The organism is Desulfonispora thiosulfatigenes DSM 11270 (genome assembly GCF_900176035.1).
Classification (GTDB): domain Bacteria; phylum Bacillota; class Peptococcia; order Peptococcales; family Desulfonisporaceae; genus Desulfonispora; species Desulfonispora thiosulfatigenes.
This window is the reverse complement of sequence record NZ_FWWT01000006.1, coordinates 54,942-71,258: the sequence shown is the minus strand read 5'-3', so window position 1 is coordinate 71,258 and position 16,317 is coordinate 54,942. Positions and strand designations below refer to the sequence as shown.

Below are 16,317 nucleotides of genomic sequence, written 5' to 3'. Positions count from 1 at the left end.
TTGTCGTCATCTTTTATTAAACTTAGCTTACCCATTATACTATTTAAAAATATAAACTGATATAAGTTCATTAGATTTATTACCAGATTTATTACTTGATAAATTATATGGGTATACTGTATTAAGTAAATTTATCTTAAAAAAAGGTATTTAAAAAGATAGTTTGCTGGTAAAATACAATAATGATAGAAAAATTACTATTAATAAGTTTAGCTTTTGCATGTTTATTAAGGAGGGATTCATAATGAATTTAATTAAAATCTTAAAAGAAGAAGACATTCCTAAAAAGTATGTGGATACACCAATAGGTGAATTAATCAGGTATCATAATTTTAATATGCCTTTTAAAGAATATGATACAGCTCAAATATTAGTTGGAATGTGTATGGATAATAGAAATCAACTTAATATGCCTCCTAATTTCGCGTATATAATTAGAACAGGAGGAGGAAATCTACGTTATAGTGAATTTAAAGTATCCTATGCAATCGCTATTGGGAGAATAAAATATATTGTTTTATTTGGTCATAATAATTGTGGGATGGTAAATCTTGTTTCTAAGAGAGAAGACTTTGTAAATGGTCTATGTGAGTTAGCGGGATGGACTCGCGAAAGGGCAGAAGAACATTTTATGAACTTTGCTACTATGTATGAAGTGGATAATGAAATAGATTTTGTTGTTAATGAATCTGAAAGGATAAATGCAAAATATCCTGGAATTGAAGTGGTTCCCTTATTTTATAATATTGATGATAATTTAATTTATTTTATACAATATTGAGATATAAAACATACAGATGCTTTTAGGAGCATCTTGTTCTATTTTTAAATAAAATATTTTGAAGATACCTGATGAATTATTAATCATAAAGCAACATATTGTGGTAGAATATAGGTATTATTGTATTTACAGGAATTATTTTTACAATAAGGAGACGAAAATGAGAAAAGTAAAAATTATTGAAAATCCTTCATCAGGGAAAAATTTAGTACCTTATTTTCAAAAAAGAATTAATTTAGTAATTAATATTTTAATAGATAGAGGCTATGTTATTCATAAGTTTCAAACTAAAAAGAAAGATGATGCCTATTATGAAACTGTAAAAGCATGTAATGAGAAATGGGATGCTATCATAGTTTCTGGTGGAGATGGCACTGTAAATGAAGTATGTACAGGTATAGCAAAAAGTATAAGGAAAATTCCAGTAGGGATACTAGCAGAAGGAACTGTAAATGATTTTGCAACTATTATGAACTTACCTAAAGACCCTAAAGAGTTTTGTGATATGATCGATAATTGGAATACGCAAAAGGTTGATTTAGGAAAGGTTAACGATAAGTGTTTTATGAATGTAGTAGCAAGTGGGTTTTTAAGTAATGTAGCTCATATTACTCCTATTGAATATAAGAGCATTTTTGGACGTGTTGCTTATGTTGCTGAAGGAATTAAACAATTTCCCAAACAAGTATTTAAAAAAATGCAAGTAAAAATAACAAGTGAAGAGTACTGCTCCAAAGAACAAGAAGAAATAATGCTATTTTTATTATCAAATACATCTTCAATTGGTGGTTTTAAAAATGCTATACCCACAGCAGATGCTACAGATGGTTATTTAGACTGCATGATAGTAAAAAGTCTCCAATCTTCTCAAGAATTTCTAGATGTTTTTTGGAAAATAATAAGCGGTAAGCATACGCAAAGTGCAAATGTTATTCATTTTAAAACGAAAAAAGTAGTAGTAGAAATTTATAACGAAGAAATATTTGATATAGATGTAGATGGAGAATATGCAGGTCAGTTTCCTGCAACGTTTGAAATATTACCAAATGCCTTTGAAATTTTTATAAAATAAGCTCCTACTTTTGTAGGAGCTTATTTTATATACACCCTTTTCTAGCTTTTTACTCTTTTTCTAACATTGAAATTTTCTTCTACCAATAACCAGTTTTGCGGGAAGTCTCTACCTAATACCCAATAGAAAAATCCTCGTAATTTTAAATCTTTTACTAAATTAAATTTAGCCTGGATACTTCTAGCATCCTCAAACCAAACCACATGTTCTTTTTTATTTCCATCAACATAATTAAAATAAGGTGCCTCTGATTTAGTATCGTATTTAATAGTTGCATTATATTGAGTTGCAAGTTGTAGGGCTCTTCTTGGGCTTAGGGTTCTAGCCCACTGGCCACCTTTGACATAAGGAAGCGTCCAATCATAGCCATATAATGGGATGCCCATCATTACTTTATTACTTGGAATAACAGTTAGAGCATATTCTACAACTTTACGTACCTGATCTATCGGTGATACTGCCATTGGTGCTCCACCTGACCATCCCCATTCATAGGTCATTAAAAGCACGAAATCAGCTATTTCACCAATACCTTTATAATCATGCCCTTCATATAAAGTACCAGTTTGTGCATCCGATAATTTAGGCGCTAAGGCAACCGAAAGAGTATAGTTATTTTGTTTTAATATGTTTGAAGCTTTTCTTAAAAATTGTTTATACTTTTCGCGATTTTCTCTACCCACATATTCAAAATCTACATCTAAGCCTAAATATCCTTTTTGTTTCATAATTCTAATTACTTCAGCTAAAAGTTTATCTTGTAATTCTTCGTTAGATAAAATATGAGTAGCTAACTCTTTATTAAATGTTCCTCCTTCAATATTAGTGATTGCCATTAAAGGTACAATTCTATTTTCATAAGCAGCATTGATCGCCTGTTGATCATTTAAAGGTTTTAAAGTACCATCACGATTTACTATATAGCTAAATATACTAAGATAAGTTAAATGCTCTCCTACTTTATTAATTTCGGCAACTGTATTTTTACCAGTAATATTTAAATCAACATAAGATAAAACATCAACTGTAGGACGCGGTTTTCTAGGTATATAAATTCTTAAACCAACTGGAATTTGATTAGGATTCTTAATTCCATTAGCATTTACAATATCCCCCACAGTTACATTATAAAGCTTACTTATTTGATACAGTGTTTCTCCAGGTCTAATTATGTGATATTGCCCTTTGGTTGGCACAACAATTGTTTGACCTATAACTAAATTATCAGGATTAGGAATTTCATTAGACTCTATTATAGTATTAAGTGGTACACCATAAGTTTTAGAAATTTGCCATAAGGTATCACCTGATTTAACAACATGTATCTGCAAAATACCACCCCTTTCTTTGAAGTAAGTTCTTAATTCAGGTGGAGATTCTTCCACTCCACCTGAATTCTAGAACTACAAATGCATGACTTAGTTGGCGTTTGACTCCCCCCTAAAGAGGCGTGAGACTTACGCCAAGTTAGTCAGGTTAAAGTATCTTCTCTATCATATTCAGATAACAATGAATATGTTTAAGAAAAAGATAGATTTATTATAAAACTAGAATTATTTGTAGGTAATGGTTAAACCTAATAAAGATAAAAACATAGTCGTTATCTACTAGAACTTCATGTTCTAAGGAGGAAAATATAATGAGGGCTACCAGAACAAATAAAAAAAGCAAAAAGAAACTATTAATATTTATGTTAATAGTTGTATTAATAACTAGTTTAGTAGTCGGGTATCTGTACTTTTTAACAACTCCTCAATATTCATTACTTAAAATAACAAAAGCAGTAGAAAAACATGATTTACCGACCTTTGAAAAGTATGTAGATATTGATAGGGTCGTTACACGTCTTGTTGATTATGTCTTAGAAAAGGAAGTAAAGAAAATTAGCTTTGGCTCAGTAAAGTTAGAAAAAGAAATAGTTAAGAAAATTAGACCAAATATTATTAGCTATGCAAAAAATGAAATCAGACTTTTTGTTGCAGGTGGGAATATTAAAAATGCTAGAGCAAGTAATGCCCAGATACCTGTCACAAGCTTTGCGCAGGATTCAGGATTAGAACATTTGCAATATAAAGGGATAGAAAAGATAGAAAAGCAAGGCAATACGGCAAAAATAACCTTAAAGATTTATCATAAAAGGTTTAAAAAAGAATTAAAACCAGAAATAAAGATGAAAAAAATAGAGGATTATTGGAGGGTTTATGAAATTAATAATATTGATAGTAGTCTTCTCATAATTGAAAAGCTAGTTAGTCAAAAAATTAAAGAATTACATAAACCAGTAAAGGATTGGTTTAGCAAAGTTTTACCTCAGAAAAATATAAAGATTCCTAAAATCCCACACCTTAAAGAAGTAAAAGAAATAGAAAAGGTGGTACGTGATAATTGGAATTATATCAATCGTCTTTTAAATCAAAAACTAAGTTAACAATTTTTTTTCACTAAGTGTTGCCTAACATTTACCTCACAAGTATAATTATGCTAACTAATTTTAACTAAGCAATTAAAATCATGCACGAAAGAGGGGATATTATGGATTGGAAATTTAGTTTATCTTTATTATTTGCAGTTTTAGTAGCCTTATTTGCTATTCAAAATTCCGGAACAGTAGAAATTAACTTTTTATTTGTAAATTTCTCAGCATCACAAGCATTAATAATTTTAATTTCAGCTGCCTTTGGTGCAGTAATAGCCTTGCTTTTAAGTCTAGTTAAACAATATCAACAAAGTAGGAAGTTAAAAGAATGTAAACAGGAAAAAGAAATTTTAGAAAAAGACAAAAAACAGTTAGAGCAAGAATTAGAACTTAAAAATCAGAATCTTTTAAATGAAAGCGAGAATTGTTTAGAAGAAAGTGTAGACACTACCGAATTAGATGAATAAATATATTACATATTTGGGGTCAGTAAATAAACATAAGTACTATTAACAAAATAAAAACAAGGATAACTAATGTCAGATAGTTATCCTTGTTTTAGTATTAATTAATAACATTTGTCTTTCTATTCGTATTTCCATAATCGATAGCAGACACAGGGCAAATTTCTTTACAAGAGTCACAAATTAAGCAGTGCTTTTTATCAATATAATAACTATCTTTATTAGTAATAATACAATCATTAGGACATTTACGTACACAGGCATTACATTTGCGACAAATATTAGGGTTTAATTTATATCCAAATAGGCTGAATTTGCTAAATAAACTAAAAATCATGCCAAAAAAGCAAAATCGATGCCAGAATACTTCGCCGAAAAGATATGTGATTAAAACTCCAACAGGAATTAAAAAAATAAAAAAGGGAATAAAAAAATTGGTTTTAATAAATAAGAATAAAAGTAATCCATAAATAAGAAGTAACAATATCTTTAAATAGCGATTTTGGATGATTTGCTTATTTACTTTAAATAAAGGCTTTTTTAATACAGGTTTCATAATGTCCATAGTTGTAAATATAGGACAAACCCAACCACAATAAATGCGTCCAGCAAAAGGTACAAGTAATAAACTTATACCTAAAAGAGGACCCCACATTTGTACTTTACCTAAATACCATAATGCAAATATAAGGAGAAGGAAAAATATCCGAACTCCGTTTCTAATGTTGAATTTCAAAATCATGACCTCCTAATTTAATATATGAAGAATAGTTGCTAAAAATTATTAGTAATTCAAGGTTTTTTGAGGAAGTCACCATGACAATAAAGCTGAGCTTCTAAACGATAACCTTTATGTTTTAAAATTCGAAATTTAAAATCAAGTAGCTCAGCTGGCACACACAGTGTGCTGGCTACATCAAAAAAGGACAAATCTTCATTTAGAAGAGAAATGACGGTATCGTCTTTAATAAGGAGTTCAGCTGCAAAAAGATTAGCTTCAAACTCTGGCTGAGCCGTAGCATCAAAGAGAGCAAAATCACTTAATGTATTTTTGGCAGCAAGTTTTTGATGTAAGATAGCATGGCCAAGTTCATGTGCACAGATAATTCGCTGTAGTTCCTCAGGTAAATTAGAATTAATAACAATTATTTGAATGCGTGATTGCACCAAAAAGTAACCTTTGATATTATTACTAAATTTTTCGTATAGTATTAATATACCTAGGCTTTGACATAACCGAAAAGGATCGCTTTCATCATGCTTTTTAATTAAATTTTCAACTTTATTACTGATAAAACTTATCATAACATTACCTCTTTTATTTATTTGTAAACTTTTTCCGAGCTTCTTTTTTTGCAGTTAAAAAGGCATTAGTTAAAGATTGAAAAAACTCTTCTTTAGCATCCTCATCAAGCTCTCCACCTGCAAATAAGGCAGAGGCACGCTCTAATAGTGTTTCAGCCTCTTTTTTTCCTCTGCTACCAAATTGTTCACGAGCAGTTTGTAAAAAATTATCTCTCTCAGATCCAGTAACGGAGGATTCTTCAGCATCACTTGTAAGGGCATCAATTGTCACCCCAAAAACCTTTGCAATCTTTGCAACTATATCAATTTTTGGAACTCTATCTTTGGTTTCATAATTATAAATAGTACGTTCTGTTACTCCAATTTTTTTAGCTAATTCAATTTGAGAAAGATTATGTTCTTCTCTTAATAATCTTAACTTTTCACTAAAATGCATTTTTAGCAAAACCTCTCTTGTAATAAATTATTGAACATATGTTCTTGTTTATTATTGACAAATGTTCTGATTAATATTATTCTTTTATTGAACAATAGTTCTGATGTATAAACAATACACTAGGTATAAAAAAGCGTCAATAGGTGAATGATGCTATAAGATAAAAAAAGAAGGTAGAGATTTTATGCATAGATATATCTTACATTGCGATTTAAATAATTTTTATGCCTCGGTAGAATGTATGCTAAATCCTGAGCTTAAAGGAAAAGCAGTAGCGGTATGTGGTAAACAAGAAGAAAGGCATGGAATTGTATTAGCTAAAAGTGAAAAGGCAAAAAAAATGGGAGTAAAAACAGGCGAGGCTATTTGCCAAGCAAAAAGAAAGTGCCCAGATTTGATAACTGTTTTACCTAACTTTGCAACTTATATTAAATATTCAAAGCTTACTCGGGATATTTATTATCGATATACGGATATGGTTGAAGCATTTGGAATAGATGAATGTTGGCTAGATGTTACGGGTAGCATCTCTTTATTTGGGAATAGTTATGAAATTGCTTATAAGATTAAAGAAACTGTTAAAGAAGAACTGGGTCTTACGATTTCAATAGGCGTAAGCTTTAATAAGATATTTGCAAAGCTTGGAAGTGATATGAAAAAACCAGATGCTATCACTTGCATTGAACGGGAAAATTTCAAAGAACAAATCTGGAATTTACCTGCTGGAGATTTATTAGGGGTTGGGTCAGCTACTAAAAGAAAATTAGAGAAGTATGGTATTAAAACTATAGGTCAAATCGCAAATACTACCCAAGATTTCATGAAAAGATTACTGGGTAAAAATGGTACCCAACTTTGGATGTATGCAAATGGGTTAGATGATTCTAGAGTTGCTACCAGGGATTATTTTGTGCCTTATAAAACTATCGGACATAGCATTACCTGTACTAGCGATTTATTAAATTTAGAAGAAGTATGGTGTGTTTTTTTAGAACTTTCTCAAAATGTATCTAAAAGATTAAGGGCATATAATTTAACCACCAGAAAAATTCAAATTAGTATTAAAGATAATACACTTGTCTCTAAAGAGTACCAAGGATGCTTAGATTTACCTACCTCTAGTTATCATGATATAGCAAAGTTTGCCCTCAAAATATTTATTCAAAAGCATATCTGGATTAATAATATCAGGGCAGTTGGAGTAAGAGCAATTGACCTTCAAAACAGTCAGAAGATAGAACAATGTAGTTTGTTTTGTGATCACAAGGCCAAAGAGCGCATCAATAAACTAGAAGAAACAATTGAAACAATTAGAGATAAATATGGTAGTAAGATTATTAATAATGCAGTATTAATGGTAAATTCCAAAACTCCTGACATAAGAATAGAAGAACAACTCATTATGCCTTCAGCTATGTATCGATAGTTTTTGAGTATAAATCCTTTGTAGCAGGAGACACTAATGATGAGGTGATTGCTATGTCAAAAGGTAATCGTAAAGCTAAAAATCAAGCAAAGCATCCAAATTTAAAACTCGAAGAAAATTTGGATGCTGATGTAAATTTACCTGCCACAGAAAATCGAACTTACAATATTAAAAAAGAAGCTTTAGGACCAAATACTAAAAGATAAGGAGGTAATAGTAATGGGCAGTAAAATGAAAAGTACAAAAAACAACAAAAAACAAGATGGTAAATTCCGCTCTAAAAATGTTAAGCATGATCCGCAAGCTGAAAGTGCAAGAGCAGTTTTTGGTCTTAAAAATGAAAATGATTAATAAGAAAAAGGCATTAATTTTAATAAATTATTAATTTTTTAGTATAAAATAGTTTAAAGCAATGCGTACCCACAGGATTTTCCTTGAGGGTACGCATTTTATGTTGAGCAGATTATTTAGTCGTGTTTATCATAATGCCCGCTACCAGTAGCCGAGAATGTTCTACAACTTGCTCCTTCAGGTCAAATTCAGGATAACGAATACACCATTCGTAGCTGATGCCTCGAATAGCCATCACGAAGTGCCGGGAAAGAGTTTCGGCTGGCAGTGTGCTCTTAAATTCCCCTTGCTTAATTCCTTTCTCCAATACGCTGTGAAACAGCGTGTACAGCTCCCGATTATAGCCCTTGACCGCCATAGTGTCCACTGTTCCTGCTAGCAGCATCTGGTAAATCTTATTCATATTTTCATAGCCGATTGTGTCCATAAGTACGTCAGCTATTTTTTCGATTAGGGCAAGGAGTACCTCGGAAGTAGGTATATCCCTTGGCAGACTTTCTAAAAAGGATTTATAGTTGGTATCCGCACGGGCTACATGGTCTGCAATCAATTCGGCAATTAACGCATCCTTGGATTCAAAATGCACATAAAAACCGCCCTTTGTGATGCCGGCTGCATTGGTAATATCTTCTATGCTAACATCAACAAAGTCGTGTTCTGTGAACAGCTTCTCTGCAATATCGTATTAATTTTTTTTTGTTTTTGCTCCCTGTGTCTTTTTTTTGTTAATTTTTTTTTCTATCATATTCCTACTCCTCTATTGAATTTTTCATAGAAATAATTTACAATATATAAAAATACTAACCACATTCACTAAATGAGGTTAGTTACTGAGGTTAGTATATCACCTGCTAGTTTTAAATTCAAGTCATATAGCAGGATGAACAATCCCAGGGAGGGTATTAAAATATAAAAGGAGGAAATGATATGGGCATAAACAAAGTAATTCAAAAGCTCATGGCCATGGTGTTGTCCGTTTTTTTTGTTTTGGGTATGGTGCCTGTTTCAGCAGTGGCGGAAACAGGGAGTACAAACATTTTTACAAAACCCCATTTATCTATGTATGGCGTGGGCTATACTGCTCCAAGTGCGAAGTTCACGGATATAGATAACCATTGGGCAAAGGAAGACATTGACTATGTTGTAGGGAGGGGGCTACTTTTTGGCACCTCAGAAACTACTTTTTCTCCTAACACTGCTATAACGAGGGGAATGCTGGTGACAGTCCTTGGCAGACTGGCCGGCGTAGATATCAAACTATATACTACGAGTAGCTTCATCGATGTAAAGGTTGGAAGTCCTTTTCAGCCTTACATCGAATGGGCATACAAAAAAGGTATCGTTCAGGGTATTGGTAATAGCCAGTTTGCCAAGGACAGGGCAATCACTCGCGAGGAAATAGCAGCGATCTTCACAAACTTCGCTAAGGCCACTGGTTATACCCTGCCCGTGACTCGTGAGGCAATTACCTTTGTGGATGATTCTAATATCGGCAGCGTGTATAAATCAACCATAATGACTATGCAGCAAGCGGGCATTATGTTGGGCGAACATAATAATAAGTTTAATCCTAAAGCTACCGCTACCCGTGCTGAAGTAAGTGCAATGTTAAAACGTTACATAAAACTAAGCATTAATCCTCCTGCCGAGGGGTGGGTACTAAATGATGATGAACAGTATTTGTATTATAAGGACGGAAAATCCTTAACAGGTTGGCAGGATATTGGAAGCGGAAATGATAAAAAAACCTACTACTTTGCCGGAGATGGAATCATGATATCTGGGAAATGGTCAGAGATTGCGGGAAAGTGGTATTACTTTAATGCTGATGGTTCCCTTGCCAAAAATACTACCATCGATGGTTATCAGGTTGATAAAAATGGAGCAACATTGGAGGATCCTAACAAAAAGGATAGTAGCAATAACGGTAGTGGAGGAGGAACTAGTAACAATGACGATGGCAATTACGACCCTACCCCAGATCTGGATCCAAAGCAGGATTTAGATGTAATTGACAAGGATGAAGATGTGGTGATTTACGACGATTCTGAAGTAGGATTTACGAATATTAGCGTCCCAGAGGATAGTGGAGAGGAGCTACTACAGGGAGTTCCAATGACCAATTATCTGCTATATGGGTATAATGTGCTAAAGTACGGCTTTATTAATGCCAGAAATATCGATCAAAAGTATGCTATCTTTGATAATACGAAAGTGGAAGAGGTAGGGGAAGACGGGGAAAAGCTCTATTATAAAATAACCGAGCCTACTGCTTCGGAAATCCAATCCTTATTTTCTAGGTCAGCCAGCAGTTTATACGAGAATTTTGACATATCCTCTAGTGCTAAATATAAGAGCTTGTTCTTTAGCGGGAGCGTAAAGGCAGATTATGGGCTAACAACGACATTAAACGAAGAAAAGATATTAATCAAGCAAATTCAGTACCATGAAACGGGGAATCAGAGTTATATTGTTGATGTAGATACACTAAGGGGTTTATTATCGGAGGGTTTTAAAAATGCTGTTAATAAGTACGCAAAGAAAGAGAGCCCTGATTATAATCCTGAAAAAATTTTACAGTATTATGGAACCCATGCTATTACCCAGTATTACCTTGGTGGTAGGGCAGAGTTAAATTACCTATTTACTAATAGAGACCAAGCTGATGAGGAAACAATCAAACTCAGCGCTGAAGCTACCTACAGGGGATTTTCTGGAAAAGTACAGGCTGGTGATGATACGAAGAAAAAGCTGGTGAGTGAAAACTCGACTACTAAATTTAAATCCATCGGAGGGATTAATATTTCTGAAAGCGATCCCAGAGAAGTCGCGAAAAAATATGACGAGTGGGTTAAATCTATTAAAGAGGCACCTGTCCTCTGTGGTATTTCTAATTATGACCAGTCCCTAATACCAATTTGGGAGCTTATAGCAGATAAGGATGCTGCTGATGAAGTAGAGAATGCCTTTGTAGAGGAAGCAAAAAAATGTGAGGTTGATCTAAGTCAGTTTGATAGTAGGCCAATGTACATTACGGATATCGGCGTTTACTCAGCCAAGGAGAGTGACCAAGCTAAAAATCAAGTTCCAAATGGATTTGTCATGGTTAAACTTAATCCCGGCACATCTAGTACAGAAATACTTGAAGCTAATAAAGGTGCAGGAGGAAACTGGATTTACATTGCTTATAAGCTTTCTCCTGATAAAGAAAGGGCTATTACGAATATTCAGGTCGTGTCCGGAGACAACAACAAGGTAACTGGCGATGCGGGGTATACAAAGATTCCCGTCGATTTGAACGAAAAGGCGGGCGGCAAGTATATTTATCTGTGCTACAAGAGAATCACAGACAATGAGAAAAAAGATGTAAATACAAAATGCCTAAAAGAAATCCGGGGAATTTACACAGATAGTTATAGTGTTACTGAACCCTGGGAATGGCCGTACAAAAGTCAGAATGAAAATCTGAACAGTGGTTCCCGTAAATCGAGTGCTTCACTTATCCGCCTTCTTGTCAGAAAAGGTCCGTGAAGCGGATAAAAATGCGTAAGAAAAAGAACTTAGCAACAACTAAACATTTTTAAAAGCAGAAAGCCAGCCATAGAATCGTGACTGGTTTTCTGCTTTTTTAGCGAAAATAAAGAGAATTTGGGGTGCATAAAAGACTAGGTTCTCATTAAAAGATAAACGTATCTGATTAGTTTGATATTTTCTTAATAATACAATGATTTATACTTTTCTTTATACAGTCATGTGTTGTTCTAGTATAGATGCGTATAAAAATCTTTGATTTGAAAAGCCATTGACGTTTATAGGTAGTTTATATAGTATTTTATTAAGAATACTTATGGTGGTCATATTTTTTAGGTTATATATGACGCATTTAGGGGGGAGTGAAATAATGGATAAAAGTTATGGAGTGCACTTACCTGGTTTTAAAGAGCTTACCTCTAAGGATGAAATAAAAATTGCGAAAGTTCCTGATAAGGTATATATTCCGTTAAGCCAGCATTTAGGAGCACCAACAGAACCAATTGTAGAAATAGGTGAAAGGGTAAAGATGGGTCAAAAAATAGGTGCAAGTAAAGGTTTTATAAGTTCACCTGTCCATTCAAGTGTAAGTGGGACAGTTACTGGCATTGTGAAAATGGCTCATCCAAATTTAGGATATGCTGATAACATCGTAATTGAAAATGATGGTTTAGACGAAAGAGATACTGCGTTAAAAGAAATGTATCATATGAATTTTGATAAACTCACTGCTGAGGAATTAAGACATATCGTTTCAGAGGCAGGTGTAGTTGGTTTAGGAGGAGCTACTTTTCCAACTCATGTAAAATACATGTCAGCAGGAACATCCAGGGTTGAGTATGTAATTTTAAATGGCGGGGAATGTGAACCTTATTTAACCTCAGACCATAGAAGAATGGTAGAGAACGCAGGTTTAATTATTAAAGGATTAAAATACATCATGAAAACGGTGGGTTGTGAAAAAGGGATTATCGGGATTGAGGATAATAAGCCAGATGCTATTAAAATACTAAGGCAAGAAACTGCTCACTTAAAGAATATCGAAGTTAAAGAGTTCCCGGCTAAATATCCAGCAGGTTCTGAAAAACAATTAATTTATACTTGTATCGGAAAAGAAGTTCCTTCAGGCAAGTTACCTCTTGATATAGGTGTAATTGTTAATAATGTAAGAACAGCGATAGCAGTAACAGAAGCTATAGAATTTAGGGAGCCTCTTATTGAACGTGTAGTAACAGTTACTGGAAAAGGAATAAAACATCCTGCTAACTATTTAGTAAGAGTAGGAGTATTACTAAGCGATTTGATCGAAGAAAGTGGGGGCTACACGGGTGAAGTAGGTAAACTGGTTATAGGTGGACCTATGATGGGAAAGACTCTCTTTACGGATCAAGTACCAGTTAATAAAGGTACTTCAGGAGCTTTAGTTTTATTAAAAGATGAAATTGTCACAGAAAGAGAAAGAACTTGTGTACGCTGTGCAAAATGCGTGGATCAATGTCCAATGTTTTTAGAACCTACAACGATAGTGCAAAGAGTTAAAGCTAGTGAGATAGATGATGCACTTGAAGTAGGTCTTATGGATTGTATTGAATGTGGTTTATGCTCCTATGGCTGTCCAGCACGTATCCCATTAACACAATACATTAGGGAAGGAAAACAAGTATTTAGAGCTAGACCTAAAAAATAAAATATCCCATAGGTAGGAAATGGAGGAAAGTATTATGTCTGAGGATCTAGGCAATTTAGTAGTTTCATCATCACCGCATATTAGGACAACAACAACGATTGACAGTGCAATGCGTGATGTAGTAATTGCTTTACTGCCCGCTCTTATTTTATCTCTTTATTATTTTAAATGGGCAGCTGCAAGTGTCATTATAGTTTCTGTGGCTACAGCAGTTTTTAGTGAGTATCTTTGTCAAAAGGTTATGAAAATAGAAATAACTTTATATGATTACAGTGCAGTTATCACAGGTTTATTATTAGCCTTTACGTTACCACCAGGATTACCTTTATGGATAGTGGCTATAGGATCGGCTTCAGCTATTATTATAGCTAAACAAATCTTTGGGGGGCTAGGAAATAATATTTTTAATCCTGCTTTAGTAGGAAGAGCTATACTTTTAGCTTCTTGGCCAGTAGCAATGACTACTTGGAAAAGTCCTATTGATGGAGTTACCACTGCTACTCCATTAGCAATCATGAAAGAAGCAAGTTTCTTAACTACCTTTGGGGATACGGTGGGAGCAGAAAATTTATTAGTACAGTTGCCTACATTATTAAATTCCTTTATCGGTAATATTGCTGGGAGTATCGGAGAAACAAGTGCTCTTGCACTCATTTTAGGTGGTTTATATCTTATCTATAAAGGTCATGTTGATTGGAGAATTCCTGGATCTTATATTGGAACTGTATTTGTTCTTACAACGATTATTGCTTTTACTACTGGTAGAGGAATAGAGTATCCAATTTTCCATCTAGTGTCAGGTAGTTTATTACTAGGAGCTTTTTTTATGGCAACAGATTGGGTATCAACTCCTATTACAAAAAAAGGGAGAATTATTTTTGGTCTAGGTTGTGGTCTTTTAACCGTTTTAATTAGACTAAAAGGTGGTTATCCTGAAGGAGTTTGTTATTCTATACTTCTTATGAACTGTGTTACTCCATTAATTGATCGTTATACTAAGTCTAGAATATTTGGGAGGTAAAAAACATGCGTGAAGTCATAAAATTAGGCTTATTTCTTTTATCTGTTTGTGTTTTAGTAGGTTTTAGTACTTCTTACGTTAATGAGTTAACAAAACCAATTATTCTAGAAAAGGAAAGAGTAACCCAAGAAGAAGGTTTAAAAGAAGTATTTGTAAATGCTGATGAGATTAAAGATGAAACGGAAAAATATTTAGAATCTACTGAAAATTCTGTAATAAAACAGGTTAATGTGGCCTTAAAAGAAGGAAAGCAATTAGGTGCAATTTACCTAGTGGAACCTCGGGGATATAGCAGTAATTTAAAAATATTAGTAGGATTTGATATCGCAAATAGAGAAATAACAAATATTAAAGTATTAAGTCAAGCAGAAACACCAGGACTGGGAGCTCAAGTAGAAGAAGCTTGGTTTGCGGAGAGATTTAAAGGTAAAAGTGCAAAAGAAGATTTAGAAATAGTTAAAAACCCTGCAAAAGAAGATAATGAAATAGAGGCTATCACAGCATCAACCATTACTTCTAAAGCTGTAGCTCACGGAGTAAACGAGGCAAGAAAGCATTTTGAAGAAAATTTTAAATAATGAGCAAAATAAGAAAGGAGGTTTTTTAGATGAATTATTTAGAGACCTTTACCAAAGGTTTACTAAAAGAAAATCCTGTATTTGTAGCCCTCCTAGGGATGTGTTCGGTACTTGCGATAACAACCTCAATGTCCAATGCAATCGGCATGGGAGCGGCAGTTACAGTTGTTTTAGTGATGTCAAATATCGTAATTTCTTTAATTAGAAAAATAGTTCCTAATGATATTAGGATTCCAGTATTCATTGTTATCATGGCTGCATTTGTTACCATGATTGAACTTACTATGAAAGCATATGTTCCAGCTATTTATGAAAGCCTAGGAATATTCATACCTTTAATCGTTGTTAACTGTGTGATTTTAGCTAGAGCTGAAGCTTTTGCAAGTAGGAATGGGATTATTCCATCTATTTTAGATGGCCTAGGAATGGGGCTAGGTTATACTATTGCTGTGTGTGTAATATCTTTTTTTAGAGAAATAATCGGGACAGGGAAGTTTTTAGGATTTACTCTTTTTGGTCCTGAATTCGAACCAGCTTTAATTATGATTTTACCTCCAGGTGCTTTTATAACATTAGGATTTATTTTAGCTTTTTTAAATAAAATGCAAGATAGAAAAACTTCTTAAGGAGGTAAGATAGATAATGGAGTATTTTATAATTATAGTCAATGCTATTTTGGTAAAAAATATAGTATTTGCTCAGTTTTTAGGGGTATGCCCTTTTCTAGGGGTTTCTAGAAAGATTGAGTCAGCAATAGGAATGAGTATGGCTGTACTCTTTGTTTTAGGTTTAGCATCTGTTATGAGCTGGCTTGCACAAGTGTTTATTTTAGAGGCACTGCATATTGAATATTTGCAGACAATAACTTTTATTTTAATCATTGCTACACTTGTACAATTTGTTGAAATGGTTGTTCGTAAATTTAGCCCAAGTTTATATAAATCATTAGGCGTATATTTACCTTTAATAACTACTAACTGTGCCGTATTAGGTGTTGCAATCCTTAATATTAATCATGATTTTAACTTACCACAATCTATAACTAACGGGGTTGCAAATGCTCTTGGATTTACCTTAGCTTTAGTCCTATTTGCTGGGATAAGAGAAAGATTAGATTATGCTAATGTACCAAAAGCATTTAAAGGAGTACCTATATCTCTTGTGGTTGCAGGAATTTTATCAATATCCTTTTTAGGATTTTCAGGGCTTTTATAAATAATTGTTAAGAATAAATAATCTTATATTAAAT

The 16,317-nt window shown here is 33.3% G+C and carries 18 protein-coding genes; 13 read left to right on the top strand and 5 right to left on the bottom strand.

Annotated features, from left to right (window positions below):
• The first annotated feature begins 241 nt into the window (after nt 1-241).
• Together B8965_RS01340 and B8965_RS01335 are read left to right on the top strand one after the other, a co-directional pair.
• The gene (locus B8965_RS01340) at nt 242-781 is read left to right on the top strand and encodes a carbonic anhydrase (RefSeq protein WP_200805857.1); all 540 of its coding nucleotides are present in this window, start codon (nt 242-244) and stop codon (nt 779-781) included.
• Between the two features lie 160 nt (nt 782-941).
• Nucleotides 942-1,853, top strand: coding sequence for a diacylglycerol/lipid kinase family protein (locus tag B8965_RS01335; RefSeq protein WP_084052068.1), 912 nt, complete (start codon nt 942-944; stop codon nt 1,851-1,853).
• A gap of 41 nt (nt 1,854-1,894) precedes the next feature.
• Here the strand turns inward: B8965_RS01335 and B8965_RS01330 are convergent, their stop codons facing one another.
• A complete protein-coding gene (locus tag B8965_RS01330) occupies nt 1,895-3,238 on the bottom strand; it encodes a glycoside hydrolase family 18 protein (RefSeq protein ID WP_242941904.1) in 1,344 nt (447 codons plus the stop codon).
• A gap of 254 nt (nt 3,239-3,492) precedes the next feature.
• Here B8965_RS01330 and B8965_RS01325 point away from each other — a divergent pair, with 254 nt between their 5' ends.
• Both B8965_RS01325 and B8965_RS01320 read left to right on the top strand, forming a co-directional pair.
• Nucleotides 3,493-4,281 carry a hypothetical protein gene (locus tag B8965_RS01325; protein WP_084052067.1) on the top strand — a complete coding sequence of 263 codons (789 nt, stop codon included), beginning with the start codon at nt 3,493-3,495 and terminating at the stop codon, nt 4,279-4,281.
• A 104-nt stretch (nt 4,282-4,385) separates the two neighbouring features.
• Entirely contained in the window at nt 4,386-4,736 is a 351-nt protein-coding gene (locus B8965_RS01320; RefSeq protein WP_200805854.1) for a LapA family protein, read from the top strand.
• 97 nt (nt 4,737-4,833) lie between these two features.
• Here the strand turns inward: B8965_RS01320 and B8965_RS01315 are convergent, their stop codons facing one another.
• Genes B8965_RS01315 through B8965_RS01305 form a run of 3 tightly spaced genes read right to left on the bottom strand, consistent with a single transcriptional unit; the run spans nt 4,834 to nt 6,474 of the window.
• Nucleotides 4,834-5,469: a 4Fe-4S binding protein gene (locus tag B8965_RS01315; protein ID WP_159446235.1), complete on the bottom strand. Its 636-nt coding sequence runs from the start codon at nt 5,467-5,469 to the stop codon at nt 4,834-4,836.
• Between the two features lie 56 nt (nt 5,470-5,525).
• A complete protein-coding gene (locus B8965_RS01310) occupies nt 5,526-6,038 on the bottom strand; it encodes an ImmA/IrrE family metallo-endopeptidase (RefSeq protein WP_084052064.1) in 513 nt (170 codons plus the stop codon).
• A gap of 13 nt (nt 6,039-6,051) precedes the next feature.
• Nucleotides 6,052-6,474, bottom strand: coding sequence for a helix-turn-helix transcriptional regulator (locus tag B8965_RS01305; protein ID WP_084052063.1), 423 nt, complete (start codon nt 6,472-6,474; stop codon nt 6,052-6,054).
• A 184-nt stretch (nt 6,475-6,658) separates the two neighbouring features.
• Between B8965_RS01305 and B8965_RS01300 the strand changes: the two genes are divergently transcribed.
• The 3 genes from B8965_RS01300 to B8965_RS12880 are packed head-to-tail and all read left to right on the top strand — an operon-like array spanning nt 6,659 to nt 8,251.
• Entirely contained in the window at nt 6,659-7,900 is a 1,242-nt protein-coding gene (locus tag B8965_RS01300) for a DNA polymerase Y family protein (protein WP_084052062.1), read from the top strand.
• A gap of 53 nt (nt 7,901-7,953) precedes the next feature.
• Nucleotides 7,954-8,106: a hypothetical protein gene (locus B8965_RS12395; protein WP_159446234.1), complete on the top strand. Its 153-nt coding sequence runs from the start codon at nt 7,954-7,956 to the stop codon at nt 8,104-8,106.
• Between the two features lie 13 nt (nt 8,107-8,119).
• The gene (locus tag B8965_RS12880; protein WP_278336306.1) at nt 8,120-8,251 is read left to right on the top strand and encodes a CPC_1213 family protein; all 132 of its coding nucleotides are present in this window, start codon (nt 8,120-8,122) and stop codon (nt 8,249-8,251) included.
• Nucleotides 8,252-8,363: 112 nt separating this feature from the next.
• On the opposite strand, the gene B8965_RS01295 is transcribed toward B8965_RS12880, so the two are convergent.
• Complete coding sequence (locus B8965_RS01295; RefSeq protein WP_278336308.1) at nt 8,364-8,918, bottom strand: TetR/AcrR family transcriptional regulator; 555 nt, start codon at nt 8,916-8,918, stop codon at nt 8,364-8,366.
• Nucleotides 8,919-9,178: 260 nt separating this feature from the next.
• On the opposite strand from B8965_RS01295, the gene B8965_RS01290 reads away from it, so the two are divergent.
• The 6 genes from B8965_RS01290 (at nt 9,179) to rsxA (ending at nt 16,283) form a co-directional block, all read left to right on the top strand.
• Nucleotides 9,179-11,782: an S-layer homology domain-containing protein gene (locus B8965_RS01290; protein WP_084052061.1), complete on the top strand. Its 2,604-nt coding sequence runs from the start codon at nt 9,179-9,181 to the stop codon at nt 11,780-11,782.
• 370 nt (nt 11,783-12,152) lie between these two features.
• A complete protein-coding gene (gene rsxC, locus B8965_RS01285; protein WP_084052060.1) occupies nt 12,153-13,469 on the top strand; it encodes an electron transport complex subunit RsxC in 1,317 nt (438 codons plus the stop codon).
• 34 nt (nt 13,470-13,503) lie between these two features.
• On the top strand, nt 13,504-14,490 hold the full coding sequence (locus tag B8965_RS01280; protein ID WP_084052059.1) for an RnfABCDGE type electron transport complex subunit D: 987 nt from the start codon (nt 13,504-13,506) through the stop codon (nt 14,488-14,490).
• Nucleotides 14,491-14,495: 5 nt separating this feature from the next.
• The gene (locus tag B8965_RS01275) at nt 14,496-15,068 is read left to right on the top strand and encodes an RnfABCDGE type electron transport complex subunit G (RefSeq protein ID WP_084052058.1); all 573 of its coding nucleotides are present in this window, start codon (nt 14,496-14,498) and stop codon (nt 15,066-15,068) included.
• 29 nt (nt 15,069-15,097) lie between these two features.
• Nucleotides 15,098-15,694, top strand: a complete 597-nt coding sequence (rsxE, locus tag B8965_RS01270) for an electron transport complex subunit RsxE (RefSeq protein ID WP_084052057.1) — start codon at nt 15,098-15,100, stop codon at nt 15,692-15,694.
• A gap of 16 nt (nt 15,695-15,710) precedes the next feature.
• Entirely contained in the window at nt 15,711-16,283 is a 573-nt protein-coding gene (rsxA, locus tag B8965_RS01265; protein WP_084052056.1) for an electron transport complex subunit RsxA, read from the top strand.
• Nucleotides 16,284-16,317 lie beyond the last annotated feature (34 nt).

Bases quoted from the DNA above. Each gene is read 5' to 3' on its own strand.
- B8965_RS01335 (WP_084052068.1), top strand. From the start codon at position 942: ATGAGAAAAGTAAAAATTATTGAAAATCCTTCATCAGGGAAAAATTTA.
- B8965_RS01325 (WP_084052067.1), top strand. From the start codon at position 3,493: ATGAGGGCTACCAGAACAAATAAAAAAAGCAAAAAGAAACTATTAATA.
- B8965_RS01320 (WP_200805854.1), top strand. From the start codon at position 4,386: ATGGATTGGAAATTTAGTTTATCTTTATTATTTGCAGTTTTAGTAGCC.
- B8965_RS01310 (WP_084052064.1), bottom strand. From the start codon at position 6,038: ATGATAAGTTTTATCAGTAATAAAGTTGAAAATTTAATTAAAAAGCAT.
- B8965_RS01305 (WP_084052063.1), bottom strand. From the start codon at position 6,474: ATGCATTTTAGTGAAAAGTTAAGATTATTAAGAGAAGAACATAATCTT.
- B8965_RS01300 (WP_084052062.1), top strand. From the start codon at position 6,659: ATGCATAGATATATCTTACATTGCGATTTAAATAATTTTTATGCCTCG.
- B8965_RS12395 (WP_159446234.1), top strand. From the start codon at position 7,954: ATGTCAAAAGGTAATCGTAAAGCTAAAAATCAAGCAAAGCATCCAAAT.
- B8965_RS12880 (WP_278336306.1), top strand. From the start codon at position 8,120: ATGGGCAGTAAAATGAAAAGTACAAAAAACAACAAAAAACAAGATGGT.
- B8965_RS01290 (WP_084052061.1), top strand. From the start codon at position 9,179: ATGGGCATAAACAAAGTAATTCAAAAGCTCATGGCCATGGTGTTGTCC.
- rsxC (WP_084052060.1), top strand. From the start codon at position 12,153: ATGGATAAAAGTTATGGAGTGCACTTACCTGGTTTTAAAGAGCTTACC.
- B8965_RS01280 (WP_084052059.1), top strand. From the start codon at position 13,504: ATGTCTGAGGATCTAGGCAATTTAGTAGTTTCATCATCACCGCATATT.
- B8965_RS01275 (WP_084052058.1), top strand. From the start codon at position 14,496: ATGCGTGAAGTCATAAAATTAGGCTTATTTCTTTTATCTGTTTGTGTT.
- rsxE (WP_084052057.1), top strand. From the start codon at position 15,098: ATGAATTATTTAGAGACCTTTACCAAAGGTTTACTAAAAGAAAATCCT.
- rsxA (WP_084052056.1), top strand. From the start codon at position 15,711: ATGGAGTATTTTATAATTATAGTCAATGCTATTTTGGTAAAAAATATA.